Here is a 26,410-nt window from a genome sequence, read left to right as displayed (position 1 = left end):
GAGAGGCGACTGACACGCTACCGCGCTGGGTTCAGGCGCCGGACCGCCCCCGCACGTGTCGGACGTACAGGTCACCCGGGTGACCTGTACGTCCGACACGTGCGGGGACGGGGCGGTCAGCCGATCAGGTGGTTCAGGGCGAGCTGGTGCAGACGGACCAGGCCGTAGTCCCGCTCGGCCAGGGCGTCGACGTCCGGGTCGGCCTCGGCGAGGAAGGAGTCGAACGACTCGCCCTCGGCCAGCGTCGACTGGCCGAGCTCGAAGATCCCGGCGTGCTCGAAGGCGGCCTGGACCTCGGGGTCCTCGCGGTACTGCTTCGCCTTGGCGGCGAGCAGGTCGTACGTCTTCATGTTGGCCGCGGCCGACTCCCACACGCCGTCGAGGTACTCGGTGCGCGAGGGCTTGTAGTCGAAGTGGCGCGGGCCCTCGTAGCGGGGGCCGCCGTTCGGGAAGCCGTTCTCCAGCAGGTCCACCGTGAAGAACGCGGAGAGCAGGTCACCGTGGCCGAACACGAGGTCCTGGTCGTACTTGGGGCCGTGCTGACCGTTGAGGTCGATGTGGAACAGCTTGCCCACGTGCAGCGCCAGGGCGATGCCGTGCGTGTAGTTCAGGCCGGCCATCTGCTCGTGGCCCACCTCGGGGTTGAGGCCCACGATGTCGGCGTTGTCGAGCGAGTCGATCAGCGCGATGGCGTGACCGATCGTCGGCAGGAAGATGTCGCCGCGCGGCTCGTTGGGCTTGGGCTCCAGGGCGATCTTGAGCCCGTAGCCCTTCTCCTTGATGTACGAGGCGACGGTGTCGATGCCCTCGGCGTAGCGCGCGTGCGCGGCGTTGAGGTCCTTCGAGTTGTCGTACTCGGTGCCCTCGCGGCCACCCCACATGACGAACGTGGACGCGCCCATGTCGGCGGCCAGGTCGACGTTGCGCAGCACCTTGCGCAGGCCGAAGCGGCGCACGTCGCGGTTGTTGGACGTGAACGCGCCGTCCTTGAAGACGGGGTGCGTGAACGTGTTGGTGGTGACCATCTCGCAGACCAGGCCGGTGTCGGCGGAGGCCTTCTTGACGGAGTCGATGTGCTTCTGGCGCTCGGCGTCGTCCGAGCCGAAGGGGTAGACGTCGTTGTCGTGGAACGTGAAGCCCCAGGCACCGAGGTCGGCGAGCTTGCGGACCGACTCGGCCGGGTCCAGCTCGGGGCGGGTCGCCGTACCGAAGGGGTCGGCGGCGGGCCAGCCGACGGTCCACAGGCCGAACGAGTACTTGATGTCGCTCACGGGGTCTCCTCATCGAGGGCGGCCCCGGCATGCGGCGCCGCATTTGTTGTACGGATGAACTATTACGCGGGCCTCGGCTAGAGTCAAGGCGTGACCATCGCCGGGACCGCACACGAGACCACGACGCGGACGGGCCCCGCCGCGGCCCGCCAGCACTCCCTGCGCGAGCACAACCTGGAGCTCGTCGCCCGCGCCGTGTTCGAGGTGCCGGAACCACTCTCGCGCGCGGGGGTGGCCGCCGCGACCGGTCTGGCTCGCGCCACGGTGTCCACGCTGGTGGACCAGCTCGTGGCCGCCCGGCTCGTCCGCGAGCTGCCCGCCGTGACCGGCGGCCGGGCCGGACGGCCCGCCGTCCCGCTGGTCCCGGCGCCGCGGTCCGTGGTGGGCCTCGGGCTCGAGGTGAACGTCGACTACCTCGGCGCACGTGTGCTCGATCTCACCGGCGACGTCGTGGTCGACCGCGTGGTCCCGGGCGCGCTCCACGACAGCGACCCGGCCGTGGTGCTGCGGCGGCTCGGCGAGCTCGCCCGCGAGGTGTCCGACGGCGTCGCCGCCTCCGGCATGACCGTCGCCGGCGCGCGGCTCGCCCTGCCCGGCCTGGTGGACCCTCGCACCGGCCTGCTCGAGGTAGCGCCCAACCTGGGCTGGTCCACGCTCGACCCGGTCCCGCTGCTCGGCCTCGGCGACCTGCCCGTCCGCATCGCCAACGAGGCCAAGCTCGCGGCGCTCGCGGAGCTCGCCGGCGGCTCCGACGTCGCGGCGCCGGACTCGTTCGTCTTCGTCTCGGGCGATGTCGGCATCGGCGCCGCCATCGTCGTCGACCGGGCGCTCTTCCTGGGGGAGCGGGGCTGGAACGGCGAGATCGGGCACGTCGTCGTCGACCCCGCCGGGCCGCGCTGCTCCTGCGGCGCGTTCGGCTGCCTGGAGCAGTACGCCGGCAAGGAGGCGATGATGCGCGCGGCGGGCCTGCCGCCGGACGCCCCGCTCGCCGCGCTCGTCGCCCTGCTCACCGAGCGGGACGCCGCCGCCCGCGGCGGTTCTGGCGTCGTCGCGCGCGCTGGGTCCGCCGCCGCAGCCCTGCCCGCCGGCCGCGCCCTCGGCTCGGCGCTCGCGGACTTCGTGAACCTGCTCGACGTGTCCACCATCGTGCTGGGCGGCGCCTACACCGAGCTGCTGCCGTGGCTCCGGGCCGACGTCGAGGCCGTGCTCGCCGACCGCGTGCTCGCCGCGCCGTTCGTCGACCTGGAGGTGCGGGCTGCGCAGGCCGGCCCGCAGGCCGCGCTCACGGGCGGCGCGCGCGAGGTGCTGCGCGCGGTGCTCGCGGACCCGGCCGCCTGGGTCTGACGCGGGGCCGCCGCCGGGCCGCGGCGGGCCTGGCGCAGGTCCGACCAGCGGTTACATCTCGTCCGGGGCGTCGATCGGGCCGAGCGTGATCGCCGGCGCGTCGGCGGGCTCCTCCAGCGTCTCGACCGGCTCGTCCTCGCGGCCCAGCAGCCGGGCGACGGCGCCGTCGAGCATCTCGGTGATGACCGTGACCAGGCCGTCCTCGTCCCGGGCCTCCAGCCGCTCGACGATCACGGCGTGCGCGTCGGCCGTGTCCTTGCGCACCACGTACTCGTCGCTCACGGAGAACGTGGCCATCCGCACCTCGACGATGAGGGTGGTCATCCAGCGGGTGAGCCAGGGGTTGCCCGTCGCGGCGACGAGCGCCCAGTGCAGGTTCAGGTCGGCGCCGCCGACGCGGCGTGCGTCGCCCGTGCGGTTCGCGTCCACGAGCTCGTCGTGGGCGCGGCGCACGGTCGCCAGGGCGTCGTCGTTCCCGGACCGGACGAGCAGGCGCGCCGCGGTGATCTCCACCGACTTGCGGGCCTCGTAGAGGGCCGGGAGCCGCTCCCGGGAGATGGTCGCCACACGCATGCCGCGCCCCGGGGTCGCGACCAGCAGTCCCTCCTGGACCAGGCGCTGGGCGGCCTCCCGCAGCGGGCCGCGGCTCACGCCGAGCTGGGTCGCGACCTCGACCTCCCGGATCGGCGAGCCGACGGCGAGCACGCCCGCGTACACGGCGTTGCGCAGCTCGGTCTGGATCAGGTCGACGGTCGAGGGACGCGTCACACGCGAGAAGGACGGCGCGGTCGCCAGGGTGGCCCGTGGCGGGTGGGACATCGGTGCTCCTTCCGTGGGCGCAACGTCGATGACGTCGATGACGACCATCATCGCCGGTGCGCGGACATCTGTGTGGCCACGGCGGTAGCAGGGGTGGCGCCGGCCGGGTGAACTTGCAGATTGTAGACAATCCTAATGTCGAACACTAGATTGTCTGAACGTCGCCATCCCGCTACGGTGGCGAGTCGTCCGTGAACTCCAGCCCACCCGGTCTTTGCCATGTCCGCCGGGTGGCGTGAAGGGAACCATGTCTAGATCAAGCGTCCGCCCGCTCCGCCGGGCCGTCCTCGCCGCAGGGTCCGTACTCACCCTGGTCGCGCTGGGCGCGTGCACGTCGACAGCCCCGGAGGATGCCGGTGGCGCCCTGCAGCAGCTCCAGGACGACGGTGCCATCACCGTCGCGTTCAACGGTGAGGAGCCGTACTCCTACGAGGACGGCGGCGAGCTGACCGGAGCCACCATCAAGCTGAACGAGGCGATCTTCGGCGAGCTCGGCATCGACACCGTCGAGGGCGTGCAGACGGAGTGGAACTCGCTCATCCCCGGCCTGACCGCGGGCCGGTACGACGCCGTGAGCGCGGGGATGTCGATCCTCCCCGAGCGCTGCTCCGAGGCCATCTTCTCCGAGCCCGAGATCATGTACACGACCGCGTTCCTGACGCCGACGGGCAACCCCGACAACCTGACGGACATGCAGTCCGCCAAGGACGCCGGCGTGAAGCTCGCCGTGCTCAGCGGCGCCATCGAGGAGGGCTACACCACGTCCCTCGGGATCGAGACGGTCAAGGTCGGCTCGCCGCAGGACGCGCTCGACGCCGTCACCTCGGGCCGCGCCGACGCGTCGGCGCTGACCGCCATCTCGCTCAACGCGCTGGTGGCCCGCTCGAAGGCCGACGTCGAGGTCACCGACTCCTTCGTCGCCGTCATCGACGGCGTGCCGCAGATCGGTGCGGGTGCCACGGTCTTCCCGAAGGGGGAGGAGGACCTCCGCGACGCCTACAACGAGAAGCTCGCCGAGATCGTCTCCGACGAGGACCGCTGGATGGAGATCGCAGGCCCGTTCGGCTTCACCGCCGCCGAGCGTCCCGTCGAGGGCCTGACCGCCGAGAAGCTCTGTGAGGGCGACCTCGAGTCGCTGGCCAAGGACCTGGCCCCGGAGCTCGGCCTGGACGGCTGACCCGGCACGTGTCCGACAACATGCAAGAGCTCGTCGACCTGCTGCCGCAGCTCGGCGAAGGGATTCTCGTCACTCTCGAGCTCACGATCGCCGGTGCGGCACTCGCCCTGATCATCGCGTTCATCCTCGGGCTGGGCTCGCGGGCCCGGACCAGGTGGGCGCGGGTGCCGTCCCGGGTGGTCGTGGAGTTCTTCCGCGGCACCTCGCTCGTGGTGCAGATCTTCTGGCTGTACTACGTGCTGCCGCTCCCGCCGTTCTACGTGGAGCTCGACCCGCTGGCCTGCGGCATCCTCGCCCTCGGCCTCAACTACGGCGCCTACGCCGCCGAGGTGGTGCGCGGCTCGATCAACTCCGTGCCCACCGGGCAGTGGGAGGCGGCCACGGCGCTCGACCTGGGTGGTGTGCACCGGCTGCGCCGCGTGATCCTGCCGCAGGCCTGGCCGCTGATGATGCCCATGTTCACCAACCTGCTGATCCAGCTCGTCAAGGGTTCGGCCCTGGCGGCCTACATCACGCTGCACGACCTCAACTTCTTCATCGGGGAGCTGCGCAAGGGCACGACGGACACGGTGTTCGCCTACACGGTGGGCCTGCTGCTCTACTTCGTGTTCGCCTACGCGCTCACGCTGATCATGAACGCGCTCGAGGCCCGCGCCAAGAACAAGGTCGGTCAGGGACCGTCGCTGCGCGAGATCCTGCGTCTGACCCCCGCGAGGACCACCGGGACGGAGGTGCGCTCATGAACGGCCTCTGGAGCTGGGACCACGCCGCCGCGGTGCTCCCCGACCTGCTCAAGGGCCTGGGCATCACCGTCCTGGCGACCGTGGTGGGCATGATCATCGCCGCGGTCCTGGGGCTCGTCGTCGCCGTCGTGCGCCGGTCCCGCGTCCGCGCCGTCACCATGCCGGTCGGCTTCCTGGTCGAGTTCATCCGGTCCACGCCGCTGCTGGTGCAGCTGGTGTTCGCCAACCTGATGTTCACGCAGTTCCCGTCGCTCGCCGTCGGCTGCGTGGTGCTCGGCATCCACTACGCCACGTACATGTCGGAGGTCTACCGGGCCGGCATCGACGCGGTGCCGGGCGGCCAGTGGGAGGCGGCGGTCGCGCTCGACCTGCCGAGGAGCCGCACCTGGCGTGCGGTGATCCTGCCGCAGGCGATCCGGAACACGCTGCCCGGCCTGGGGAACTACGCGATCTCGATGTTCAAGGAGACGCCGTTCCTGGCCTTCATCTACGTGGTCGAGATGTACGCCGCCGCCCAGGCCTACGGCGGCGCGAACTTCCGCTACATCGAGGCGATCACGCTCGCCGGCCTGCTCTTCCTGCTGGTGAGCTACCCGACCTCGCTGCTCGTCCGCCGAATGGAGAACCGCCTTGCCTGACAACGACCTCACCCCTGCCATCGAGTTCCAGGGCGTCGGCAAGCGCTTCGGGGACAACGTGGTGCTCGACGGCCTGGACTTCACGGTCGCCAAGGGCGACCGCGTCACGCTGATCGGGCCGTCGGGCTCCGGCAAGACCACCATCCTGCGCCTGCTCATGACGCTGGAGGAGGCGAACGACGGCCTGATCCTCGTGGACGGGCAGCCGTACACGCACGAGATTCGTGGCGGAAGGCGCGTCGCGATCCCGGAGAAGCGGCGCAGCCTCGTGCGGCGCCGCGTCGGGATGGTCTTCCAGCAGTTCAACCTGTTCCCCAACATGTCGGTGCTGGAGAACATCATCGAGGCGCCCGTCCATGTGCTCGGCATCTCCAGGGCCCAGGCGGTCGCCCGGGCCGAGGACCTGCTCGAGAAGGTGGGGCTGGCCGACAAGCGGGACGCCCGGTGCACCCAGCTGTCCGGCGGGCAGCAGCAGCGGGTCGCCATCGCGCGGGCCCTGGCCATGGAGCCGGAGATCCTGCTCCTGGACGAGGTGACCTCCGCGCTGGACCCGGAGCTCGTGGCCGACGTGCTCGGGGTGCTCCGGAACATCGCCGAGACCACGGACATCACCATGCTGATCGTCACGCACGAGATGCAGTTCGCCCGGGAGGTCTCCAACCGGGTGCTGATGTTCGACGGCGGCAAGATCATCGAGGAGGCCGACCCGGAGTCGATCTTCACGTCCCCGGAGCACGAGCGGACCCAGGAGTTCCTCCGCGCGGTCCTCTGACCGGACCGGCCACCTGACTCGCCACACCTCGACCACCGAGTCAGTGGGTTAGGCCGACCACCCCACTGACTCGCCACCCCTGGTGGGCCGAGTCAGGTGGGTAGTCCGACCGGGCGACTGACTCGGCGCATTCCGCGCGGCGAGTCAGTCGCCCGGTCGTCTCCCAGCCCGGTCAGACCCCCGCGCCCACGCCGCCCAGCGTGCCCACGAGCCCGGCCAGCTCCGGCACCTGCTCCGCCTCCTGCAGGGCCTCGTGCAGCGCGCGGTCGTGCGTGGGGCGCGCGGCGAGCAGCAGCTTCTCCCCGGCCGCGGTGAGCTCGGTGTAGATGCCGCGGCGGTCGTCCTGGCACAGGACGCGCGTGAGCAGTGCGCGGTCCTCCAGGCGGTTGACCAGGCGCGTCGTGGCGCTCGGCGAGAGCGCGGTCGCGCGGCCGAGCTGCTGCATGCGCATGTGCCAGCCGTCCTGGCGGGACAGTGCGTCCAGCACCGTGTACTCCACCACGGACAGGCCGTGCTCGGCCTGCAGCGCGCGTTCGAGCGCGGTGTCGATCATGCCGTGCAGTGCGGCGAGCGTTCGCCAGCCCTGGGCACGGATCTCGACGGCGTCGTCGGCGATTCCCATGGGCCCTCCTCGTCGGGCGTGATTCCTGTCTCCAACTATAGCGCTTGTGCAACTAGTGCGCGCGTGCAACTATCTAGGAGGCGCGTGCAACTAAACGCGTCCGCCAGGTGTCCGCGTACGCACAGCGGGCACCGTTCGGAGAACAGCAAGGAGCCCTCATGTCATCCCCCGTCGAGACCCGCGCCTCCGCGGCCACCTCCGCCGTCGCAGCCGCGGCCACCCCCGCCGTCGCGCTCCCGAACGCCGCCCACGCCGGCGCGACCATGCCGCAGGTCGGGTTCGGCGTCTTCCAGGTGCCCGACGCCGAGACCACCCGCGCCGTCGGCCACGCGCTGGAGGCCGGCTACCGCAGCGTCGACACCGCCGCCGTCTACGGCAACGAGGCGGGCGTGGGCCGCGCCCTCGCGGAGTCCGGACTGGCCCGCGACGACCTGTTCGTCACCAGCAAGCTGTGGACCGACTCGATGGCGCGCGACGCCGTGCGGCCGGCCCTCGAGCGCAGCCTGGAGTTGCTCGGGCTCGACGCCCTCGACCTGTACCTGATCCACTGGCCCGCGCCGGGCCTCGGCCGGTACGTGGCCGCCTGGGAGGGGCTGATCGAGGCCCGCGAGGCGGGCCTGGTCCGCGAGATCGGCGTCTCGAACTTCCAGCCCGCACACCTGGGCGCGATCGTCGCGGCCACCGGCGTGCGCCCCGTCGTCAACCAGGTGGAGCTGCACCCTGCCCTGCAGCAGCGCGAGCTGCGCGCCCACCACGCGGGGCTGGGCGTCGTCACGGAGGCGTGGAGCCCGCTCGCGCAGGGCGCCGTGCTCGACGAGGCTCCCGTGACCGACGCCGCCGAGGCGCACGGCGTCTCCGCCGCGCAGGTGGTCCTGCGCTGGCACCTGCAGCACGGCACCGTCGTGATCCCCAAGTCGGTCACGCCGGCCCGCATCGCGTCGAACCTCGACGTGCTCGGGTTCGAGCTCACCGCAGAGCAGGTCGCGGCGATCGACGCCCTCGACCGGGACGGCCGCACCGGTCCGCACCCGGACCGCTTCGACGGCTGACGAACCCCCCGCCGGCACGAGCCGGTCACCCCGCACCACCCGCACCTCAAGGAGCACTGTCATGCCTGTCGCCCTCTGGGCCCTCGCCATCGGGGGCTTCGGGATCGGCCTCACCGAGTTCGTCATCATGGGCCTGCTGCCCGAGGTCTCCGCCGACTTCGGCGTCACCGAGACCGTCGCCGGGTACCTCATCTCCGGCTACGCGCTGTCCGTCGCGGTCGGCGCGGTCGGCCTCACGGCGGCCCTCACCCGGGTGGACCGCAAGAAGGCCCTGCTCGGCCTGATGATCCTGTTCATCGCGGGGAACCTGGTGTCCGCGATCGCGCCGACCTACGAGCTGATGATGCTCGGCCGGGTCGTCGCGGCGCTGTGCCACGGTGCGTTCTTCGGCATCGGCGCCGTGGTCGCGGCCGACCTGGTCGCCCGGGACCGCCGCGCCGCCGCCATCTCGATCATGTTCGCCGGCCTGACCGTCGCCAACGTGCTCGGTGTCCCGTTCGGCACCCTGCTCGGCCAGGCGGCCGGGTGGCGCTCGACCTTCTGGGCGATCACCGGCATCGGCGTGCTCGCCTTCGTGGGCATCGCGCTCCTGGTCCCGGCGCGCGTCGGGGTGCCCGACGGCGTCGCGGGGCCGAGCGGGCAGGCCGGACCCGGCCTGCGCGGCGAGCTCGCGGCCTTCCGGGCGCCGCAGGTCTGGCTGTCCATCGCCGTGACGGTGCTCGGCTACGGCGGCATGTTCGGCGCGTTCACCTACATCGCGTTCACGCTCACCGAGGTCAGCGGGTTCGCGAGCTCGACCGTGCCGTGGCTGCTCATCCTGTTCGGGGCGGGTCTGTTCGTGGGCAACCTGGTGGGCGGCAAGGCCGCGGACCGCAACCTCGGGGCCACCCTGCTCACCCTGCTCGTGCTGCTCACCGTGGTCCTTGCGGTCTTCGCGCTGACCGCCACCAGCCAGGTCGCGACCATGATCAGCCTGGTGCTCATGGGCGCCGTCGGCTTCGCGACGGTGCCGGGCCTGCAGATGCGGGTCATGCGCCACGCGGCTGCGGCCCCGACCCTCGCGTCCGGCGCGAACATCGCCGCGTTCAACATCGGGAACGCGTTCGGCGCCTGGGTGGGCGGGCTGACGCTCGCCGCGGGGCTCGGGTACACGTCGCCGCTGTGGGCGGGCGCCGTCGTGACCCTGGCCGGGCTGGCGGTCATGGTGGTGGCCGTGCTGGTCCGGGGCGGGGAGCGCGGCGAGCGCGCGGCGGCGCGCCGCGAGGTCGTGGGCGACGAGCGCCCGGCGGTACCCACCGGGCAGCTCGTCGAGTAGAGGTGCGCCTGGGCAGACTCGAACTGCCGACACCCGCTTTAGGAGAGCGGTGCTCTATCCACTGAGCTACAGGCGCCCGCGCCTCACCTGGTGGGAGAGCCGCGTGCGGCGGCCGGGCTGAGCCCGGACCGGCGCACACAGCCTAACGTCCGCCCGGCCCCGCGCGCTAAGCGCCGGGTCGGGCGTAGGTGTCGATTGCGCAACATAGGTGACAAACCTTGACCAATCCCTCTCCGACCCACAACGATGCTCAGCAACCCGGCGCGACGACGCGCCTGGTCCGCACGACGGCCGTGCGGGCGGAGAGGATCGACGATGTTCCTTCGACAGACCAGGTCCCGGGGCGTGGTGGCCCTGGCGGCGGCCACGGTCGCCGGCGTGCTGCTCGCCGGCTGCTCCGGTGGCGGTGGGAGCGCACCCACGACGTCCAACCCGTACGCGTCCGCGGAGGGCATGGACTCGGCCAACGCCCTCGTGGCCGAGTACCCGCGCGAGGAGACGCTCTTCACGAGCGGCACCCAGTGGGGCCCGCCCACCTCGTGGAACCCGATCCCCAGCTCCGGTCACGCCACCGGTGCGCGCGGCCTGCTCTACGAGCCGCTGTTCCAGTTCGACCCGATCACCCTCGAGCTGACGCCCTGGCTCGCCGAGGGCGGCGAGTGGACCGGTGACAAGACCTACGAGCTCACGCTCCGTGAGGGCCTGACCTGGCAGGACGGCGAGACGCTCGACGCCGACGACGTCGTCTTCACCGCCGAGCTCGGCAAGGTCGACGCCGTGCCGTACAGCAACCTGTGGACCTGGCTCGACAAGGTCGAGGCGACCAGCCCCACCACGGTGGAGTTCACGTTCTCCGACCCCCGCTACCAGGAGTGGGACAACTGGCTCTACAGCACGATGGTGGTGCCGGAGCACATCATGGGCGACTGGTCGGACGAGGAGCTGCTGTCCAACCCGAACGAGGACCCGATCGGCTCGGGCGCGTTCAAGTTCTCCGCCGTCGGCCAGGACCGCATGGTCTGGGAGCGCAACGACGACTGGTGGGCCCGCGGCGAGCTCGGCCTCGAGATGCCGATGAAGTACATCGTCGACGTGGTGAACACCTCCAACGAGGTGGCGCTCGGCCTGATGCTGTCCGGCGGCCTCGACCTGAGCAACAACTTCCTGCCCGGCGTCAACCAGCTCGTCGACACCGGCCAGGTCAGCACCTACTACGAGGGTGAGCCGTACATGCTGGCGGCGGCGTCGGCCAACCTGATCCCGAACCAGACGCGCCCGCCGATGGACGACGTCGACTTCCGGCAGGCCCTGGCGCGCTCGATCGACGTGGACAAGATCGTGACGAACGCGTACGGCGGCCTCGTGGCGAAGGCACACCCGTCGGGCCTCGTGCCGGCGTTCGAGGAGTACTACGACGAGGCGGTCGTGGCCGAGCACGGCTTCACCTTCGACGCGGAGGAGGCCAAGTCGATCCTGGCCGACGCCGGCTACGAGGACAGCGACGGCGACGGGTTCGTCGAGACGCCCGACGGCGAGGCGATCGACCTGAAGCTGATCGTCCCGGCCGGCTGGACCGACTGGATGGAGGCCGCGCGCGTGATCGCGGAGGACGCCTCCGCCGTCGGCATCAAGGTGACCGCCGACTTCCCCGACGCGGGCGCCGTCGACGACGCCCGGGCCACCGGCGACTTCGACCTGGTGATCAACGGCAACGCGGGCGTGAGCAACACGCCGTGGACCTACTACAACTACGCGTTCTACCAGCCGATCCAGGAGCAGATGCTGGCGGGCAACTTCGGCCGCTACGAGGACAAGGAGGCCTGGGACCTGGTCGAGGACCTCTCGCGCACCGAGAGCGGCACGCCCGAGTTCTCCGAGACCCTGTCGAAGGTCCAGGAGAAGTTCATGACCGACCTGCCCGCCATCCCGCTCTGGTACAACGGCGCGTGGGCCCAGTACAACGAGTCGCAGTGGACCAACTGGCCCAAGGAGGGCCGCGAGGACGCGTACTTCCCGATCATGTGGAACGGGTACGTGCAGATGGGTGGCATCAACACGCTGCTCGCCCTCGAGCCGGCCTCCTGACGTATGCGCGGCTATCTCGCTCGCAAGACCGCGATCTACGGCCTGACGTTCGTCGTCGCGGTCACGCTGAACTGGCTGATCCCCCGGCTCATGCCGGGGGATCCGGTCCAGCGGATGGTGGCGCGCGCCGCCGTCCAGCACCCCGAGACGATCGCGGCCATGACCGCGTACTACGAGCGGACGTTCGGGCTCGACCTGCCGCTCTGGCAGCAGTACCTGAACTACTGGGCCGCGCTGTTCCGCGGTGACCTGGGCACGAGCGTGTGGCTGTTCCCCGCGCCCGTGAGCCAGGTGGTGCTCGACGCCGTGCCGTACACGCTGGGCATCATGATCCCCGCGATCCTGCTGAGCTTCGTGATCGGCAACAGCGTGGGGGCCATGGCGGCGCGCAGCCGCTGGCTCGACAACGTGGCCCTGCCCGTCGGCTACCTGATCACGGCCATGCCGTACATGTGGCTGGCGATCCTGCTGGCGTGGGGCCTCGGCGTCGCGCTCGGCTGGTTCCCCGTGGCGGGCGGCTACGACTTCGGGATGGTGCCGCAGTGGTCGTGGGCGTTCGCCGGCGACCTGCTGCAGCACTGGGTGCTGCCGTTCCTCTCGCTGTTCCTCGTCTCGCTGGGCGGCTGGGCGATCGGCATGCGCAACCTGATCATCTACGAGCTCGAGTCCGACTACGCGAACTACCTCTCCGCGCTCGGCGCGCCGAAGCGGCTCGTGCGGCAGTACGCGTTCCGCAACGCGATGCTGCCGCAGATCACGGGCCTGGCGCTCCAGCTCGGCACGATCCTGGGCGGCGCCCTGGTGACCGAGATCGTGTTCGCGTACCCGGGCCTGGGCAAGCTCGTGCTGTCCGCCATCCAGAACCAGGACTTCTTCCTGCTGCAGGGCACCCTGCTGTTCGTGGTGATCGGCGTGCTCCTGGCCAACTTCGTGATCGACATCGTCTACGTGCTGGTGGACCCCCGCACGCGGACCGGACTGACGGGGGCTACCGCATGAGGCGCAGCGGAGCCGCAGGCTCGTGCGGAAGGGGAACGTCATGACGGCGACACAACCCGCGGCGGCACCGGGGACCGAGGTGGCCGAGCAGCCCGGGGCGACCCCGGCGCCGTCGGCCGGCCGCAAGCCCGGGGGAGACGCACGCGAGACGCTGTACTTCGCGCTGCGCAACCCCAAGGTCGTGATCGGCTCGGTGGTGGTGCTCGCGTTCCTGTTGCTGGGGCTGCTCGGGCCGCTGTTCCTCAAGTTCGCGCCGATGGACTACGCGGGGCCGCCCATGGCGCCGCCGTCCGCGGACTTCCCGTTCGGCACGACGACGTTCGGGCAGGACGTCTTCGCGCAGTTCGTCGCCGGCCTGCGCTCCACGTTCCTCGTGGGCCTGCTGGGCGGCGGGGTGGCCGCCGTCATCGGGATGACCATCGGGTTCGTCGCGGGCTACCGCGGCGGCATGATCGACGAGCTGCTGAACATGCTGACCAACGTGGTGCTGGTGATCCCCGGCTTCGTGGTGCTCATCATCATCAACGCCTACCTGGGCGTGCGCAGCGTGCCGATGCAGGCGCTGTACATCGGCGTGTTCTCCTGGCCGTGGGTCGCGCGCGCGGTGCGGGCGCAGACCCTGTCGCTGCGCTCGCGGGACTTCATCGACCTGGCGCGGCTGTCCGGGGTGGGGGTGGGCACGATCCTGCGGCGCGAGGTGGCGCCCAACATGTACTCCTACCTCTTCATGACGTTCGTGCTGCTGTTCGGTGGGTCCATCCTGACGGCGGCGTCGCTCGACTTCATCGGGCTCGGGCCCACCAACGCCATGTCGCTGGGCCTGATGATGAACCAGGCCGTGCAGTGGAGCGCGCTCCATCTCGGGCTGTGGTGGTGGTTCATCCCGCCGGGCCTGGGGATCACGCTCATCGTGGGCTCGCTCTACATCATGAACGTCGGCCTCGACGAGGTCTTCAACCCCAAGCTGCGGGAGATGTGATGACCCTTTCCGTGACCGACCTGAGGGTCCACTACCGCACCCTGCGCGGCCCCGTGAAGGCGCTCGACGGCGTCAGCTTCGAGGTGGCCGACGGCGAGATCATGGGCATCGCCGGGGAGTCCGGCTGCGGCAAGACGACGCTCGGCAAGGCCCTGATCCGCCTCGACACCCGCATGGAGCACGTGGGCGGCACCATCGCCCTCGACGGGGAGAAGCTCCCCATCGCCGACGACGGCGCGATGCGCCGCCACCGCTACCGCGAGGTGTCCCTCATCCCGCAGTACGCGATGTCGGCGATGAACCCGACCCGCAAGATCGGCAGGATGATCCGCGACCTCCTCGCGGCGCACAACGTGCGCTACACGGAGGTGCTGCCGGAGCTCGAACGGCGCCTGGAGCTCGTCGGCCTCGACACGGACGTGCTGAAGCGCTACCCGATCGAGCTGTCCGGCGGCATGAAGCAGCGCGTGGTGCTCGTGCTGTCCACGCTGCTGAACCCGTCGCTGCTGATCGGCGACGAGGTGACGTCCGCGCTCGACGTGTCCTCGCAGAAGGCCGTCGCCCGGGCGCTCGTCGAGTTCCGCGACCACGGGTTCGTCCGGTCGATGATCGTCATCACGCACGACATCTCCGTGCTGTTCCAGGTGGCCGACACCATCCTGGTCATGTACGCCGGGCACCTCGCCGAGAAGGCGCCGGCCCGGACGATCATCGACGAGCCCCTGCACCCGTACACGAAGATGCTCATCGGGGCGCTGCCCAAGGTGGGCGACCGGTACGAGGAGCAGCGGCTGGAGGGCATCGAGGGCCGGCCGCCGTCGCTCCTCGACCCGCCCGCCGGCTGCCGGTTCCGGGACCGCTGCCCCCTGGCGCACGACCGGTGCGCCGAGGCCCCACCCTTCCGCGAGGTCGCCGAGGGCCACCAGGTCGCGTGCTGGGCGGTGAGCTGATGCTGACGCTCGACGCGCTCGACAAGGTCTACAAGACCGGCACCTTCGGCACCTCCGACCTGCACGCCGTGCGTCAGGTCAGTCTCGACGTGCAGCGGGGCGAGGTGGTCTCGCTCATCGGGGAGTCCGGCAGCGGCAAGTCGACCATCGGCAAGATGGTGCTCCACCTGCTCGACTCCACGGGCGGCAGCATCACGTTCGACGGCCGCGACGTCACCCGGCTCGGGTTCCGGGCCCGGCGCGACTACTACCGCAAGGTCCAGGGCGTGTTCCAGGACCCCTTCAGCTCGTTCAACCCGATCTTCAAGGTGGACCGGACGTTCGAGACGCTGCGGCGCTCGTACTTCCCCCGGGTCTCCGGCGCGGCCTGGCGGCAGAAGCTGGAGGAGGCGCTCGGGGCGGTCACGCTCGAACCCGGCGACATCCTCGGCAAGTTCCCGCACCAGCTCTCCGGCGGGCAGCTCCAGCGGCTGCTCATCGCACGCGCCCTGCTGCTCGACATCGAGCTGCTCGTGGCCGACGAGATCATCTCGATGCTCGACGCCTCGACCCGCATCGACGTGCTCAACCTGCTGGGCGAGCTCAAGTCGCGCGGCCTCGGGATCCTGTTCGTCACGCACGACCTCTCGCTCGGCAACTATGTCTCCGACCGGGTCGTCATCCTCTACAAGGGGCGCGTCGTGGAGCGCGGCGCCACCAGCGCCGTCTTCGACGACCCGCTGCACCCCTACACGCGCGACCTGCTGGCCTCCGTGCCGCACCTGGACCGCACGTGGGAGGAGGTCGAGGCCGAGGAGTCCCGGCGGTCCGCGCGCCTGGCGGGGCGGTGCCTGTACCACGAGGCGCTCGCGGCGCAGGGGCGGTCGCTGGGGGAGGAGGCCGCCGCGGGTTCGGCGAGCGGCACGGCCGACGACGTCGGGCTGGTCGAGCACGCACCCGGCCACTTCGTGGGGTGCTTCCGCAAGGCGGCGGACGAGGAGTGCCCGGCAGGCTGACCTGCCGCCTCGCTAGGCCCGGACCAGGACCGGCACACCCGGGTCGAGGCCGGTGAGCCGCTCGAGGCCCGCGCTCGTGAGGCGGATGCAGCCGTTGCTGACCGACTGCCCCTGGCCCTCGCCCGCGTGCAGCGCGGTGGCGGCGTAGTCGGTGCCGTAGAAGCCGTCGAGGGACTCGCTCTGCATCGACAGGAACACCGACATCCCGGTGTTCACGGCCTCCGTGACCGTGAACACCTGGGTGAGGCCGAGCGGCGTCGGCGTCTCGGGCGTGCCGACGCCGGCAGGAAGTACGTCCCGGGAGCCGTCGTCGTGCGTGACGGTCACGGTGCGGTCCGACAGGTCGACCACCACCGAGCGCCGCTCCTTCTCCAGCACGACGTCGTCCGCGCGCAGCCAGCCCGAGACGCCGTTGACCCGGTCCGGGTCGTCCGACGGGAGCGCGCCGCGTCCGTACGGGACCAGCACCTTGACCCAGCCCGGCTCGCGCTCCAGCACGAGCCAGCGGGCGTCGGCGTCGTAGTAGTCGGCCTCCAGGGCGAGCACCGGCGCCTCGGTCACGTCGGGTGCCGCCCAGACCGGGATCCGGGCCTCCCTCGGCTCGGCGACCGAACCCGGCAGGCCCCGGAGCGTGTCGAGCTTGGTCACGGGCAGCTCGGCGGGCAGCAGGGCGTCGATGTCCGGCCGGGGCAGGGCGGCGAGCGAGTAGCCGGCGGGCGTCGGCGTCGGCTCGGGCGTGGGGCTGGCGGACGGCGACGGGCTCGCCGACGGCGCGGCCTCGACCGGGTCGAGCCCGGTCCGCAGCCCGAACCAGGCCGCCGTCCCGACGACCGCGACCGCCACGACCGCGGCCACCCAGATCCAGGCCTTGCGCCTCTGCGACATCTGCTCGTCCTCCCCTGTGCGACTGCGCTGCTCACGCCCGGTCCCGGCGTCGTGCCCATCGTGCCCTGCGGGGGTGCTCCACGCAGCCGAGCCGTCGACGATACCGGGTTGTCACAGTTGTCCGATATCTTCGTGCCCGCCCGCATCACGATCCGAACTGTTGTTCGGCTCCGGCGCGGGACCTGATCCGACAGGCACCTGACGAAGGAGAGATCACCGTGGCCCCCGCCGACCGGGCGTTCCCCGTCACGACCGTCCCCACGCGCCGTTCCCGCAACCTGGTGCTCACCGGCGCCGTGTCCGTCGCCCTCATCTCGACCGGGTCCGCGTACCTGGCGATGGTCCAGTTCGGCATCGACGTGCTCGCCATGAGCCAGGGCACCGCCTACGCGACCGCCGGCGTCTTCGAGCTGTCCCTGGTGACCGTCGCGCTCCTGGCCCGCGAGGCCGCCCGCGACAACCGCCCCGGCGGCACCCTGCTCGCCCTCACCTGGGCGCTCTCGTCGGCCTCCGGCGTGTTCGCCGCCTGGCACGAGGCCTACATCGGCCACCCCGTGGGCGCCGTCGTGTTCCGGTTCATCGTGCCCCTGCTCGCGGCGCTCATGTGGCACCTCGCTCTGATCGGCGACCGCCACCTGGCCACCGGCACGTCCTGGTCCGCGCTGCGGCAGTCCGCACGCATGCACGCCTTGTTCCTCACCACCGAGGACCTGTTCCGGGCACAGAGCCTGAACGACGGGTCGCGCGCCGCCCGCCGCCGGCTCGCGCGCGCCGAGGCCGGCCGCCGTCGGGCCCGCTCCGTGGCGCTGCGCACCGTGCCGCCCACGGACATGCGGGCGCAGGTCGCCGCCTGGTGCGAGGCGCTCGCGGCCGTGGGCGACGGGACCGCCGACGTCGCCCGCCTGCACCTGGCCGACCGGCAGCGGCTGACCGGGATCCTCGTCGACGAGCCGATGGACACCCGGGAGCGCCCGGAGGTCGGGGCGCCCGACTACGAGCGCTGGGCCGCGGACGCGGTGGCCGCCGAGTTCGGGGAGCGGTTCGACGGCGCGGGCGAGCCCGAGCTCGACCTGGAGCGTGGCGCCGGACGCCGGACCGCGGCCCTCGACATGCCGCGCCAGGGAGTGAGCGAGCGTGCTCCCGAGCCCGAGGAGGCCCAGGAGCAGCCGGTCGCCGATCCGGTCGAGGCGGCGGACCGCGCCACGGCCAACGTCCGGGAGGCGCTGCCGGCCCGCCGTCCGCCCCGGCGCAACATCGGGCTGGGTACGCGTGAGGCCGACCGCATGCTCGACCTGCGTGCCGAGGGCCGTCCGGTCCGGGAGATCGCGAAGGAGGTCGGCGTGAGCGAGTCGACGGTGCGCAAGCGGCTGCGTGAGTACGAGGCGACGGGCCCGATCCCGATCGTCGGGGTGCGCTGAGCCTGCTGTGCGAGCGCTGCCCGAGTCCTTCCTTCGAGGCCTAAGTTTCTTGGCTTTGGACGGCTCCAAAGCCAAGAAACTTAGGCCTCGAAGAGGGGTGTGACCAGGCCCGTCAGCTAGTCCGTCGCGCGGGCGTGGGCGATGTGGCCCAGGGACGGCCAGACCAGCGCGAGGGTGATCCCGGCGCCGGCGCACGCGAACCACCACGGGGCCACGAGGCCCCAGTGCTCGGCGATGACGCCGCCGATGCCCTGCCCCACCACGAGTCCGCCGAACACGCAGATCATGTTGATGGACGCGACCCGGCCCTGGAACGCCTTGGGCACCGCGCGCTGCCGCACCGTGGTGGACAGCGTGCCCCAGACGAAGGCGTAAACGCCGAACTCGAACATGATGAGGATCGCCACCCAGCCCGTCGTGGTCAGCGCGAACGCCCCGTGGGTGAGCACCTCCAGCGTCAGGCAGACGCGGATGAGCGTCGCCAGGTTCACGTGCCGCTCCAGCCAGCCGTACGAGAGCACGCCCACGACGCCGCCCACCGCGCTCGCCGTGGTGAGCAGGCCGTAGCCGACCTCGCTCATGTGCAGGTGGTCCAGCGAGTACTTCACGAGCACGCCCCACGGTGCGGCCCAGGTGATGTTGAAGACCAGGATGACGAGGCACAGCGTGCGCACGGGCGGGTGGTGCCACACCCAGCGCAGTCCCTCGGCGATGTCCTTGCGGACGTGCGTGTCGGCGTCGCGCACGTTGACGAACGACGTGCCGGGCGGGGCCGTGATGCGGGAGACGAGCACGATCGCCAGCGCCGCGCAGACCACCTGGATCGCGAACGGCCAGACCATGCCCGCGGCGAAGAAGAAGGCGCCCAGGGGCGGGCCGATGAGCTGGTTGGCGCCGAGGAACCCGGCCTGCATGCGCTGGTTGCCCGCGCCGAGGTCGGCGGGCGCCACGAGGGTGGGCAGGAGCGTCTGCTGGGTGGTGTCCGCGAAGACCTCGGCGGTGCCGTAGAGGAACATCGCGGCGAGCACCATGCCGATGCTCACGGTGCCGGTCCCGATGAAGACGCACAGGACGGCGATGACCAGTGCCCGGAACGCGTTGGCGACGATGACGACGAGGCGCCGGTCCAGCCGGTCGGCCAGCGCCCCGGCCCAGAGGCCGAACAGGAGCCACGGCAGCCGCTGGAGCATCGCGGCGAGGGCGACGAGAAAGGCGCTGTCGGTCTGCGACGCGACGAGCAGGGGCCCGGCGGCGAGCGCGATGCCGTCGCCGATGTTGCTGGTCCAGGATGCCGAGACGAGCCAGCGGAACGGCCGGCCGAGCCGGCGGGGGAAGACTGCCTCGACGAGTGCGCTCACAAACGTTCGAGTTTAGGAGGCGCCGTCCAGGCTTTTTTCCGGGTCCGGCCGGAGGTGCCCGGAACGGCGAGATATCGCGGTTGCGAGGGTCTCGGGCGAGGCGAAAACTTGCACCTCAACAACGTTCTTGTGACCTGTTTGCCGCAACCTGGACGATCGTCCGAGTCGGTGTTGACGTCCGCCAGGAACAGGTGCAGACTCTCACAAGACGGTGCGCATCGCCCGCCCCCTGCGCGGTGCGCACCGTCATTTCCCCGGTGGGCCTCGGTCCACCTGCTGAGCCCCTTCGGACCCCCTGCCGGAGGGGCTTCTGCATACCCTGGACCACCCCGCAGAACGGGTCGGACGCACAGGTCACCCGGGTGACTTCTGGGTCTGACACGCCGGGGGGCACGGGGTGCGGCGTGTCGCGCGGCGTGGCGTCCGGCCCTTGCGGACGCCGCGCGGTTAGTTTGCTGGGGTGAACGCTGCACGCCGCCAGACCGCAGCCGCTCCCGAGATCTCGGTCGACGTGTCCGAGGAGGTCTCGGCCGCGCTGAAGGACGAGAACGTGGACCCAGCCGCTGAGCTGGCCGCGTCGGAGGCCCCGGGGTCCACGCCGGACGCCGTCCGGGACCCCATGGCCGAGTCGGTCGCGCAGTGGCGCGCCGGGCTCGTCCGGCTCGCCGGCGGGTCCTCCCTGGCCGACGTCGGACTGCTCGGCGAGGCCGTGATCGACCTGTCCGCCGCGCACCCGTCGGGTGTCGCCCAGCTCTTCGCGGGCCGGCCCACCCGGCTGTCCAACCTCGTGCGCGAGGCCGGCGCGCTGCCGACCGCCCGCCGTCGGGCCCGCGCCGTCGCCGCGCGCTCCGCGGAGCACGCGCAGCGCTACGGGGTGTCGCCCACCTACCTCGCGATCGGGGTCGCGACCTGGACGGAGCGGCCCACCGCGGGAGGCGGCAGGAACGGCGCCTCGGACGACATGGAGGCCCTGACCCGGGTGCTCGGCCCGTCGGGCACGGGGTCTGCGGGGTCGGCGGCGTCCGCTGCCGAGCCGGGCGGGGACTCCGCCGACAGCCCTGCCGACGCGCCGGCGCTGACCGGGTCCGTGCCGATCGTGACGCTGGCGATGCCCGCGGGCGGCGCTCCGGCGTCGGACGAGGACGACCAGGAGCCGCGCGTGGTGCGCGCGCCCGTGATCCTGCGGCCGGTCATGCTGACGCCGCGGAGCGACGGCGAGGGCGACTACGACATCACGCTCGACTCCACGGCCGAGATCAACCCCGTGGTGGCGCGCACGCTGCGCGCCCACGGCGCCCTGCTCGACCCGGTCGCGCTGGCCAGGGCGACGTTCACCCTCGCGGGCTTCAACCCGACCGACGTGCTGGACCGGGTCGCGAGCCTCGGGTCCGCGGTGCTGGGCGAGTTCCGGCTGGACCGGCGGGTGCTGGTGGGTACCTTCGTGCACCCCGGCCAGGTGCTCGTCGACGACCTCGACGAGCTCGCGTCCGGCCTGGCGGACCACGAGGTGGTCTCGGCGCTCGGCGGCGTGGACGCGTCCGTCACCAGGCTCGGCAAGGTGGAGCTCCCCGAGTCGCGCGTGGGCGACGCCGACCCGGCGCACGAGCGCGGCGTCGGTGACCTGGACCCGCACCAGCGGCACGTCGTGGACGCGCTCGCGACGGGCAGCCACCTGTTCGTGGACGCGCCCGTCGGGTCCGACGTCGCGGGCACGCTGTCCGCCGTGGTCGCCGAGGCGAACGCGAGCGGCCGGTCCGTGCTGTACGTGCCGGGGCACCGCCGGGCCGCGGACGCGCTGGCCGCCCGGCTGGACACGCTCGGCCTGGGCGGACTGCTGCTGGACATCGCGCCCGTGCCCACCTGGCGCACCTCGACGTCGCGCCGTCTGCTGGAGGCGATGGCGCCCGCGCAGGAGCGCATCGACACCGACGAGGTCGCGCGCGTCCGGGACGCCCTGATCGGGTCGCGGGCGCAGCTCTCCGGCTACATCGAGGCGCTGCACCGGGTGCGCGAGCCGTGGCGGGTCTCGGCCTACGACGCCCTGCAGGCGCTGGCCCGGCTCACGTCCGAGCGGCCGGCACCGGCCACGCGTGTGCGGCTCGGCTCCGAGTCGGTGCTGGCCCTCGGCGCGGAGCGGCGCGCCGAGCTCGCGGCGGACCTCGAGCGGGCGGCCGAGCTGGGGGCGTTCACGCTCAAGTCGTCGTCGAGCCCGTGGTTCGGCGCGCACATCCTGACCGACGACGACGCGCGCTCCGCGCTCGCCCGTGTCACGCGGCTCGGCGAGCACACGCTGCCGGAGCTGCGCAAGCAGATCGAGTACGTCTCCCGGGTGACGGGCCTGGTCGAGGCCTCGACGGCCCGGCAGTGGGGCGAGCAGCTCGCGATGCTCGGCGGCATGCGGGGCACGCTCGACGTGTTCCAGCCGATGGTCTTCGAGCGGACCGCCGCCGACATGGTGCAGGCCACGGCGTCGCGCAAGCAGCGTGCCGACCAGGGTGCCGAGATGGGCTGGCTGGAGCGGCGCCGGCTGAAGCGGCGCGCCCGTGAGATGGTGCGGCCGGGCGTGCGCGTGCCGGACATGCACGCCGCGCTCGTCGAGGTGCAGCGGCAGCGCGAGGTCTGGCAGGCGCAGTGCCCGCGCGGCGGCTGGCCCACGCTCCCCGAGGGCCTGGCGGGCGTGGAGGAGACCTACGAGGCGGTGCGCATCGACCTCGAGGCGCTCGAACCCGTGCTGCGGTCGTCGCAGGCGGGCGGCGAGCTGCTCGACCTCGACCTGTTCGCCCTGGTCCAGCGGCTCGCCGCGCTGTCCGAGACGCAGGACGCCCTGGCCCCGCTCCCCGAGCGGACGGCGGTGCTGCGGCGCCTGCGCGCGTCCGGGCTCGGCGAGCTGGTCGACGACCTCGGTGAGCGCCGGGTCGAGGCGGACCTCGTGGGCCCGGAGCTGGAGCTGACGTGGTGGTCGTCCGTGTTCGAGCAGATCCTGGCCGTCGAGCCGGACCTCGCCGGGCAGGACGGCGCCGGGCTGGACGCACTCGCGGGGCGGTTCCGCGAGCTCGACCGGCGGCACGTCGACTCGCTGTCGGCGCCGGTGCGGGCGGCGGTGCGGGCCCATCTCGGCGCGGCGATGCGCGACGAGCGGGAGGACGCCGAGGCCCTGTACGCGACGCTGGTCGGCGGCGGGCTGAGCTCGGTGCGCGACCTGGTGACCGGGCACGGCTCGACCGTGCGGCGGCTGCGGCCCACCTGGGTGTCGACGCCGACGATGGTGCCGCACCTGCTGCCCGCCGAGCGCAGCGCCGACCTGGTGATCCTCGACGCGGTGCAGCACGTGCCGGTCGAGGTGGTCGTGCCCGCGCTGGCGCGCGGTCGGCAGATCGTCGTGGTCGGCGACCCGCGGTCGGCGTCGGGCACCGCGGTGCGCGACCTCGCGCGGCTGCTGCCCCGCGTGCCGCTGCAGCCGGAGCCCGCCCGGCGGGACCCCAGGCTCACGGCCCTCCTGGCCGAGCACGGCTACGAGGGGATCATGCGGCCCGCGCCCCTGCCGCGCACCGAGGCACTGGTGCACTTCTCGCTCGTGGACGGGACCGGCATGCCGGACCCGGTCTCCGGCACCGTCGAGTCGACGAGCGCCGAGGTGGAGCGGGTGGTCGACCTGGCGATCGAGCACGCGATGACCCGGCCCGAGGAGACCTTCGGCATCGTGACCGTCACCGCCGCGCACGCGGACCGCATCCGCGAGCGGCTGCTCGCCGAGGTCCGCGCCAATCCGGCGCTGGCGCCGTTCTTCGCGGGCTCGCGCCCCGAACCCGTGGTGGTCGCCGACGTCACCGGCGTGGCCGGCCTCGCGCGGGACACGATCGTGCTCACCCTCGGCTTCGGCCGCACGCCGCACGGCCGCGTGCTGCACCGGTTCGGGGTGCTCGGCGAGGCCGGCGGCGACGCGATGCTGCTCGGTTCGCTGGGGGCGGCGCGCAAGCGGCTCCACGTCGTGTCGTGCTTCCCGGCCTCCGACCTGGACCCCGAGCGGCTGCGTGGTCCCGGGCCCCAGATGCTGGCGCGGGTGCTGTCGTTCGCGCAGGAGCGTTCCGGGCTCGCGGACCAGGTGGAGATCGGCAACGGCGTGGACGTGGCGCGGTCCGTGGACCGGCTGGTCGTCGACCTGGGGGAGCGGCTGTGGCGCTCGGGCCTCGTGGTCGAGACCGACTACGGGCTGCCCGGCGGCGATCGCATCCCCCTCGCCGTCGGACACCCCGACCTGCCGGGCGAGCTGCTGGTGGCGGTCCTGACCGACGACGCCGCCTACGTGGCCGAGCCCTCGATCCGCGTGCGGGACCGGCAGCTCGCCGAGCGGCTCGAACGGCTGGGCTGGGTGGTGGCGCAGGTGTGGTCCGCGGCCGCGTTCCTGGACCCGGACTCGGAGGCCGAGCGGGTGCGCCGCGTGGTGCTCTCCGTGCGGGACGCCCGGGTCGGGCTGTCCGGGGGAGTGGCGCCGGCGGCGGAGCTGATCGTGCCGCAGGTGCTGGACGACTGACGCCGCTGTTCGGTGCTGGGTCGGGTCCCGCGGCGGACCCTTGCCCTGTCGCCCCGGGGCGGGGGCGACAATGGTGCGGTGAGCGAGTCCAGGGATGAGTCGGCCGACACGGCGGCGAGCGGCGACGCGGCTGGGCCGAGCGAGGGCGCAGCCGCGCGGGACGGCCGCGTGGCCGCGCCCGCTGAAGCTGTCCCGCGACGGCGGGCCCCCCGGCGGGCCGTGCGGCGCGGGACCGAGCGTGAGGCGGTGCTCGGCGTGAGCGCCGACGAGCGTCCGGCCGGCTGGGGCGAGGGGGCCGACGGCGGCGCCGGCTCGTCCGACGGCGGTCACGGCTCGAACGACGACCAGCTCCGCCGCGACGTCCCGCCGCACTGGGGCTGACAGGCGGCGGCTCGCCGCGTGATCGGCAGTACGCCGGGTGATCGGTCAAAGGTCAGGTGATCGGCAGTCCGAGCTGCCGATCACCTGACCTCTGACCGATCAACCTGATCCGCCTCTGCGCGGCATCGGGCCGGCGGGTCAGTTGGAACGGGCGTCCGAGGGTGCGCCGGCCTGAACCCGGAGCAGGTCGCGGATCTCGGTGAGCAGCACGATCTGCTCGTCGAGAGCCTCCTCGACGGCCTCTTCCTCGACGGACTTCTTGCGCAGCTCGCTCAGCTTCCTGATCGGGAGGATCACGAAGAAGTAGATTGCCGCCGCGATCAGCAGGAACATGATCAGGCCCTGGATGAACAGGCCGATCTGGAACTTGGTCTCGTCGCCCTGCCAGTTCGGGACGTAGAACGCGATCTCGCTGAAGTCGGGTGCACCCACGAGCCACCCGATGAACGGCATGATGACACCGTCGACGAGGCCGCTGATGACCCCGGAGAAGGCAGCGCCGATGACGACCGCGACCGCGAGATCTAGCACGTTGCCGCGTGTGATGAATTCCTTGAAGCCGTTGAACAGGTCACGCATGGATCCCCCTGGGTGTCTCACGTTGGTGTGGTTCGGCGTCGGCCGGAACCTCGACGGAGATTGTGGTGGAAAATCCGTTTAGGCGCATGTCGAACTGGACATTCGTTCTGTATGAGCGGTGCCGTTCTTGGACGTATTTCCGCGGCGATCACCGGGTTCGTCTACGGCACCAGCACCGCCGTCACCGAGCCCCAGCCGGAGACCGCCGACAGCTCCGGAGCCTCCTCCGGTGTCACCGCGACGAGCGTGACCGGCCCCTCGCCGTCCGACACGGGGCCGAGCAGCCCGCCGGTGTCCTTCGGCTCGCGCCCGGCGGGTACGGGCAGCACGCGTGCGCCCCGGGCGAGGTATCGGGGCTCGCCGTCCGGCTCGCTGCCCGACGTCGTCCCGGCGAGCAGGTCCACGCGGTCGCCCGGACGCAGCAGGGCGGCCACGGCGTCGTCGGACAGGCGGACCGGCACCACCACCGTGCCGCGCGGGGCGGCGGCGGAGACGCCGTCGTCGGACACGAGGGTGGCGTGCAGCGGAGCACCCTCCGGCAGCCCGACCACGGCGGCGCGGCCCAGCAGCTCCCGCACCGAGTGCAGGACGCCGGGCGGAGCGAGGTCGGCCGCGACGGCGCGCACTGCGACGTCTTCCCTGGTCAGCTGGGTTCCGGCTGCGACGGGGCGGGCGGTGACGGCGACGTCGACCGTCGGGGGTGGCGGCGGGCGCAGCAGGTGGACCGCCAGAGTGGCGGCGAGGCCGAACAGGGCGGCGGCGAGGGCGAACCGCCAGCGCCACAGGATGCGCCGTGCCCGACGGGACGCCGGCGAACCGAGCCTGCTCCAGGGCGTGCGCGGTCCGGATCCGCGCGGTCCGGAGCCGCGCGGTGCGCCGTGACGTGCGGCCGGCTCGGCGAGCGTGTCGAGAAGTCCCATGCCGCCGACGTTAGACAGGCGGCGCGGCGACACGGAGCCGCCGTCGGGCAACGTGTGCACGAAGGCGTGAAAACCGTGCCTGTGGTCGGGCTCGTGCGCCTGCAAACTCGTCAGGCGTGCCGGTCGATCACCTCAGGACGAGGCGGCCTTCGACGTGCTCGACCCGCTCGACCCGGTGGACGAGGAGCTGGACGAGCTCGCCGACGAGCCCGAGGAGGACCCGGAGTCACCCGAGCCCGAGGACGACGAGCCCGACGAGGACGAAGACTCCGACTTGCCCGCCTTCACCGTGCTGCTCGTCGACGTGCTCCGCGAGTCGGTGCGGTAGAAGCCGGAACCCTTGAACGTGACGCCCACGGAGCTGAACACCTTGCGCAGGTTGCCCTGGCACTCCGGGCAGACGGTCAGCGACTCGTCGGTGAACTCCTGGTGGATGTCGAACGCGTGGCCGCAGTCGGCACACCGGTACGCGTAGGTGGGCACGTGCACTCCTCTGGGACGTCAGGGCGGCCGGGGCGTCGCGCGCTCACAGGACCGTCGCCTGGCACTCGGGGTTTCCGAGTGCCAATAGTAACGGTCG

Annotated in this window: 23 protein-coding genes and 1 tRNA gene; 15 read left to right on the top strand and 9 right to left on the bottom strand. The window is 72.1% G+C overall.

Going from position 1 to position 26,410, the window contains the following annotated elements; translation table 11 throughout:
- Positions 1 to 116: 116 nt before the first annotated feature.
- Complete coding sequence (gene xylA, locus AB0I29_RS25150; RefSeq protein ID WP_132235710.1) at positions 117 to 1,271, bottom strand: xylose isomerase; 1,155 nt, start codon at positions 1,269 to 1,271, stop codon at positions 117 to 119.
- Between the two features lie 90 nt (positions 1,272 to 1,361).
- Here xylA and AB0I29_RS25145 point away from each other — a divergent pair, with 90 nt between their 5' ends.
- Complete coding sequence (locus tag AB0I29_RS25145) at positions 1,362 to 2,615, top strand: ROK family transcriptional regulator (RefSeq protein WP_357486724.1); 1,254 nt, start codon at positions 1,362 to 1,364, stop codon at positions 2,613 to 2,615.
- A gap of 51 nt (positions 2,616 to 2,666) precedes the next feature.
- Here the strand turns inward: AB0I29_RS25145 and AB0I29_RS25140 are convergent, their stop codons facing one another.
- A complete protein-coding gene (locus tag AB0I29_RS25140; protein ID WP_357486722.1) occupies positions 2,667 to 3,434 on the bottom strand; it encodes a GntR family transcriptional regulator in 768 nt (255 codons plus the stop codon).
- 247 nt (positions 3,435 to 3,681) lie between these two features.
- On the opposite strand from AB0I29_RS25140, the gene AB0I29_RS25135 reads away from it, so the two are divergent.
- The 4 genes from AB0I29_RS25135 to ehuA are packed head-to-tail and all read left to right on the top strand — an operon-like array spanning position 3,682 to position 6,764.
- Positions 3,682 to 4,611: a transporter substrate-binding domain-containing protein gene (locus AB0I29_RS25135; protein WP_285105488.1), complete on the top strand. Its 930-nt coding sequence runs from the start codon at positions 3,682 to 3,684 to the stop codon at positions 4,609 to 4,611.
- 20 nt (positions 4,612 to 4,631) lie between these two features.
- Positions 4,632 to 5,354: an ectoine/hydroxyectoine ABC transporter permease subunit EhuC gene (gene ehuC, locus AB0I29_RS25130; RefSeq protein ID WP_357486720.1), complete on the top strand. Its 723-nt coding sequence runs from the start codon at positions 4,632 to 4,634 to the stop codon at positions 5,352 to 5,354.
- Positions 5,351 to 5,992 (top strand): ectoine/hydroxyectoine ABC transporter permease subunit EhuD, encoded by a 642-nt coding sequence (gene ehuD, locus AB0I29_RS25125; RefSeq protein ID WP_357486718.1) that lies wholly within the window; start codon positions 5,351 to 5,353, stop codon positions 5,990 to 5,992. The genes ehuC and ehuD overlap by 4 nt, the downstream gene beginning before the upstream one ends.
- Positions 5,985 to 6,764: an ectoine/hydroxyectoine ABC transporter ATP-binding protein EhuA gene (gene ehuA / locus AB0I29_RS25120; protein ID WP_285105495.1), complete on the top strand. Its 780-nt coding sequence runs from the start codon at positions 5,985 to 5,987 to the stop codon at positions 6,762 to 6,764. Before ehuD ends, ehuA begins: the two co-directional genes overlap by 8 nt.
- A gap of 172 nt (positions 6,765 to 6,936) precedes the next feature.
- On the opposite strand, the gene AB0I29_RS25115 is transcribed toward ehuA, so the two are convergent.
- Complete coding sequence (locus AB0I29_RS25115; protein ID WP_285105497.1) at positions 6,937 to 7,386, bottom strand: MarR family transcriptional regulator; 450 nt, start codon at positions 7,384 to 7,386, stop codon at positions 6,937 to 6,939.
- Between the two features lie 263 nt (positions 7,387 to 7,649).
- Between AB0I29_RS25115 and AB0I29_RS25110 the strand changes: the two genes are divergently transcribed.
- Together AB0I29_RS25110 and AB0I29_RS25105 are read left to right on the top strand one after the other, a co-directional pair.
- A complete protein-coding gene (locus tag AB0I29_RS25110) occupies positions 7,650 to 8,435 on the top strand; it encodes an aldo/keto reductase (protein WP_357486732.1) in 786 nt (261 codons plus the stop codon).
- A 61-nt stretch (positions 8,436 to 8,496) separates the two neighbouring features.
- Positions 8,497 to 9,750: an MFS transporter gene (locus tag AB0I29_RS25105; RefSeq protein ID WP_357486715.1), complete on the top strand. Its 1,254-nt coding sequence runs from the start codon at positions 8,497 to 8,499 to the stop codon at positions 9,748 to 9,750.
- Positions 9,751 to 9,753: 3 nt separating this feature from the next.
- Here AB0I29_RS25105 and AB0I29_RS25100 read toward each other — a convergent pair.
- Positions 9,754 to 9,826: transfer RNA gene (locus AB0I29_RS25100), tRNA-Arg, on the bottom strand.
- A 239-nt stretch (positions 9,827 to 10,065) separates the two neighbouring features.
- Here AB0I29_RS25100 and AB0I29_RS25095 point away from each other — a divergent pair.
- From AB0I29_RS25095 to AB0I29_RS25075, 5 genes are read left to right on the top strand one after another with little or no spacing between them, the layout of a single operon-like run.
- Positions 10,066 to 11,835 (top strand): ABC transporter substrate-binding protein, encoded by a 1,770-nt coding sequence (locus AB0I29_RS25095; protein ID WP_357486713.1) that lies wholly within the window; start codon positions 10,066 to 10,068, stop codon positions 11,833 to 11,835.
- A 3-nt stretch (positions 11,836 to 11,838) separates the two neighbouring features.
- Entirely contained in the window at positions 11,839 to 12,834 is a 996-nt protein-coding gene (locus AB0I29_RS25090) for an ABC transporter permease (protein WP_285105502.1), read from the top strand.
- A 40-nt stretch (positions 12,835 to 12,874) separates the two neighbouring features.
- Positions 12,875 to 13,813 (top strand): ABC transporter permease, encoded by a 939-nt coding sequence (locus AB0I29_RS25085; protein WP_357486711.1) that lies wholly within the window; start codon positions 12,875 to 12,877, stop codon positions 13,811 to 13,813.
- The gene (locus tag AB0I29_RS25080) at positions 13,813 to 14,763 is read left to right on the top strand and encodes an ABC transporter ATP-binding protein (RefSeq protein ID WP_285105506.1); all 951 of its coding nucleotides are present in this window, start codon (positions 13,813 to 13,815) and stop codon (positions 14,761 to 14,763) included. Before AB0I29_RS25085 ends, AB0I29_RS25080 begins: the two co-directional genes overlap by 1 nt.
- Entirely contained in the window at positions 14,763 to 15,758 is a 996-nt protein-coding gene (locus tag AB0I29_RS25075) for an ABC transporter ATP-binding protein (protein ID WP_357486709.1), read from the top strand. The genes AB0I29_RS25080 and AB0I29_RS25075 overlap by 1 nt, the downstream gene beginning before the upstream one ends.
- Positions 15,759 to 15,770: 12 nt before the next feature.
- Here AB0I29_RS25075 and AB0I29_RS25070 read toward each other — a convergent pair whose 3' ends face one another.
- Positions 15,771 to 16,643, bottom strand: coding sequence for a L,D-transpeptidase (locus AB0I29_RS25070; protein ID WP_357486707.1), 873 nt, complete (start codon positions 16,641 to 16,643; stop codon positions 15,771 to 15,773).
- Positions 16,644 to 16,861: 218 nt separating this feature from the next.
- On the opposite strand from AB0I29_RS25070, the gene AB0I29_RS25065 reads away from it, so the two are divergent.
- The gene (locus AB0I29_RS25065; RefSeq protein ID WP_285105510.1) at positions 16,862 to 18,061 is read left to right on the top strand and encodes a helix-turn-helix domain-containing protein; all 1,200 of its coding nucleotides are present in this window, start codon (positions 16,862 to 16,864) and stop codon (positions 18,059 to 18,061) included.
- Positions 18,062 to 18,177: 116 nt separating this feature from the next.
- Here AB0I29_RS25065 and AB0I29_RS25060 read toward each other — a convergent pair whose 3' ends face one another.
- Positions 18,178 to 19,419 carry an MFS transporter gene (locus tag AB0I29_RS25060; protein ID WP_285105512.1) on the bottom strand — a complete coding sequence of 414 codons (1,242 nt, stop codon included), beginning with the start codon at positions 19,417 to 19,419 and terminating at the stop codon, positions 18,178 to 18,180.
- Positions 19,420 to 19,879: 460 nt separating this feature from the next.
- On the opposite strand from AB0I29_RS25060, the gene AB0I29_RS25055 reads away from it, so the two are divergent.
- Together AB0I29_RS25055 and AB0I29_RS25050 are read left to right on the top strand one after the other, a co-directional pair.
- Positions 19,880 to 23,950, top strand: a complete 4,071-nt coding sequence (locus tag AB0I29_RS25055) for a hypothetical protein (protein WP_285105513.1) — start codon at positions 19,880 to 19,882, stop codon at positions 23,948 to 23,950.
- Between the two features lie 78 nt (positions 23,951 to 24,028).
- Positions 24,029 to 24,331, top strand: a complete 303-nt coding sequence (locus tag AB0I29_RS25050) for a hypothetical protein (RefSeq protein ID WP_357486704.1) — start codon at positions 24,029 to 24,031, stop codon at positions 24,329 to 24,331.
- Between the two features lie 138 nt (positions 24,332 to 24,469).
- Here AB0I29_RS25050 and mscL read toward each other — a convergent pair whose 3' ends face one another.
- The 3 genes from mscL to AB0I29_RS25035 all read right to left on the bottom strand — a co-directional run bounded on the left by mscL (position 24,470) and on the right by AB0I29_RS25035 (position 26,313).
- On the bottom strand, positions 24,470 to 24,910 hold the full coding sequence (gene mscL, locus AB0I29_RS25045; protein WP_285105515.1) for a large conductance mechanosensitive channel protein MscL: 441 nt from the start codon (positions 24,908 to 24,910) through the stop codon (positions 24,470 to 24,472).
- A gap of 161 nt (positions 24,911 to 25,071) precedes the next feature.
- Positions 25,072 to 25,830, bottom strand: coding sequence for an RcpC/CpaB family pilus assembly protein (locus tag AB0I29_RS25040; RefSeq protein WP_285105516.1), 759 nt, complete (start codon positions 25,828 to 25,830; stop codon positions 25,072 to 25,074).
- A gap of 132 nt (positions 25,831 to 25,962) precedes the next feature.
- A complete protein-coding gene (locus AB0I29_RS25035; protein ID WP_357486701.1) occupies positions 25,963 to 26,313 on the bottom strand; it encodes an FmdB family zinc ribbon protein in 351 nt (116 codons plus the stop codon).
- Between the last annotated feature and the right edge of the window lie 97 nt (positions 26,314 to 26,410).

Source organism: Promicromonospora sp. NPDC050262 (assembly GCF_040655935.1).
Taxonomy (GTDB): domain Bacteria; phylum Actinomycetota; class Actinomycetes; order Actinomycetales; family Cellulomonadaceae; genus Promicromonospora.
This window is presented reverse-complemented; position numbering and strand designations above follow the sequence as displayed.

Excerpts from the sequence above, each read along its gene's own strand:
- AB0I29_RS25085 (WP_357486711.1), top strand. The coding sequence starts at position 12,875 with ATGACGGCGACACAACCCGCGGCGGCACCGGGGACCGAGGTGGCCGAG.
- AB0I29_RS25135 (WP_285105488.1), top strand. The coding sequence starts at position 3,682 with ATGTCTAGATCAAGCGTCCGCCCGCTCCGCCGGGCCGTCCTCGCCGCA.
- AB0I29_RS25105 (WP_357486715.1), top strand. The coding sequence starts at position 8,497 with ATGCCTGTCGCCCTCTGGGCCCTCGCCATCGGGGGCTTCGGGATCGGC.
- AB0I29_RS25090 (WP_285105502.1), top strand. The coding sequence starts at position 11,839 with ATGCGCGGCTATCTCGCTCGCAAGACCGCGATCTACGGCCTGACGTTC.
- AB0I29_RS25070 (WP_357486707.1), bottom strand. The coding sequence starts at position 16,643 with ATGTCGCAGAGGCGCAAGGCCTGGATCTGGGTGGCCGCGGTCGTGGCG.
- mscL (WP_285105515.1), bottom strand. The coding sequence starts at position 24,910 with ATGCGTGACCTGTTCAACGGCTTCAAGGAATTCATCACACGCGGCAAC.
- AB0I29_RS25140 (WP_357486722.1), bottom strand. The coding sequence starts at position 3,434 with ATGTCCCACCCGCCACGGGCCACCCTGGCGACCGCGCCGTCCTTCTCG.
- AB0I29_RS25040 (WP_285105516.1), bottom strand. The coding sequence starts at position 25,830 with ATGGGACTTCTCGACACGCTCGCCGAGCCGGCCGCACGTCACGGCGCA.
- AB0I29_RS25110 (WP_357486732.1), top strand. The coding sequence starts at position 7,650 with ATGCCGCAGGTCGGGTTCGGCGTCTTCCAGGTGCCCGACGCCGAGACC.
- AB0I29_RS25075 (WP_357486709.1), top strand. The coding sequence starts at position 14,763 with ATGCTGACGCTCGACGCGCTCGACAAGGTCTACAAGACCGGCACCTTC.
- AB0I29_RS25080 (WP_285105506.1), top strand. The coding sequence starts at position 13,813 with ATGACCCTTTCCGTGACCGACCTGAGGGTCCACTACCGCACCCTGCGC.
- AB0I29_RS25095 (WP_357486713.1), top strand. The coding sequence starts at position 10,066 with ATGTTCCTTCGACAGACCAGGTCCCGGGGCGTGGTGGCCCTGGCGGCG.
- ehuD (WP_357486718.1), top strand. The coding sequence starts at position 5,351 with ATGAACGGCCTCTGGAGCTGGGACCACGCCGCCGCGGTGCTCCCCGAC.
- AB0I29_RS25115 (WP_285105497.1), bottom strand. The coding sequence starts at position 7,386 with ATGGGAATCGCCGACGACGCCGTCGAGATCCGTGCCCAGGGCTGGCGA.
- ehuC (WP_357486720.1), top strand. The coding sequence starts at position 4,632 with ATGCAAGAGCTCGTCGACCTGCTGCCGCAGCTCGGCGAAGGGATTCTC.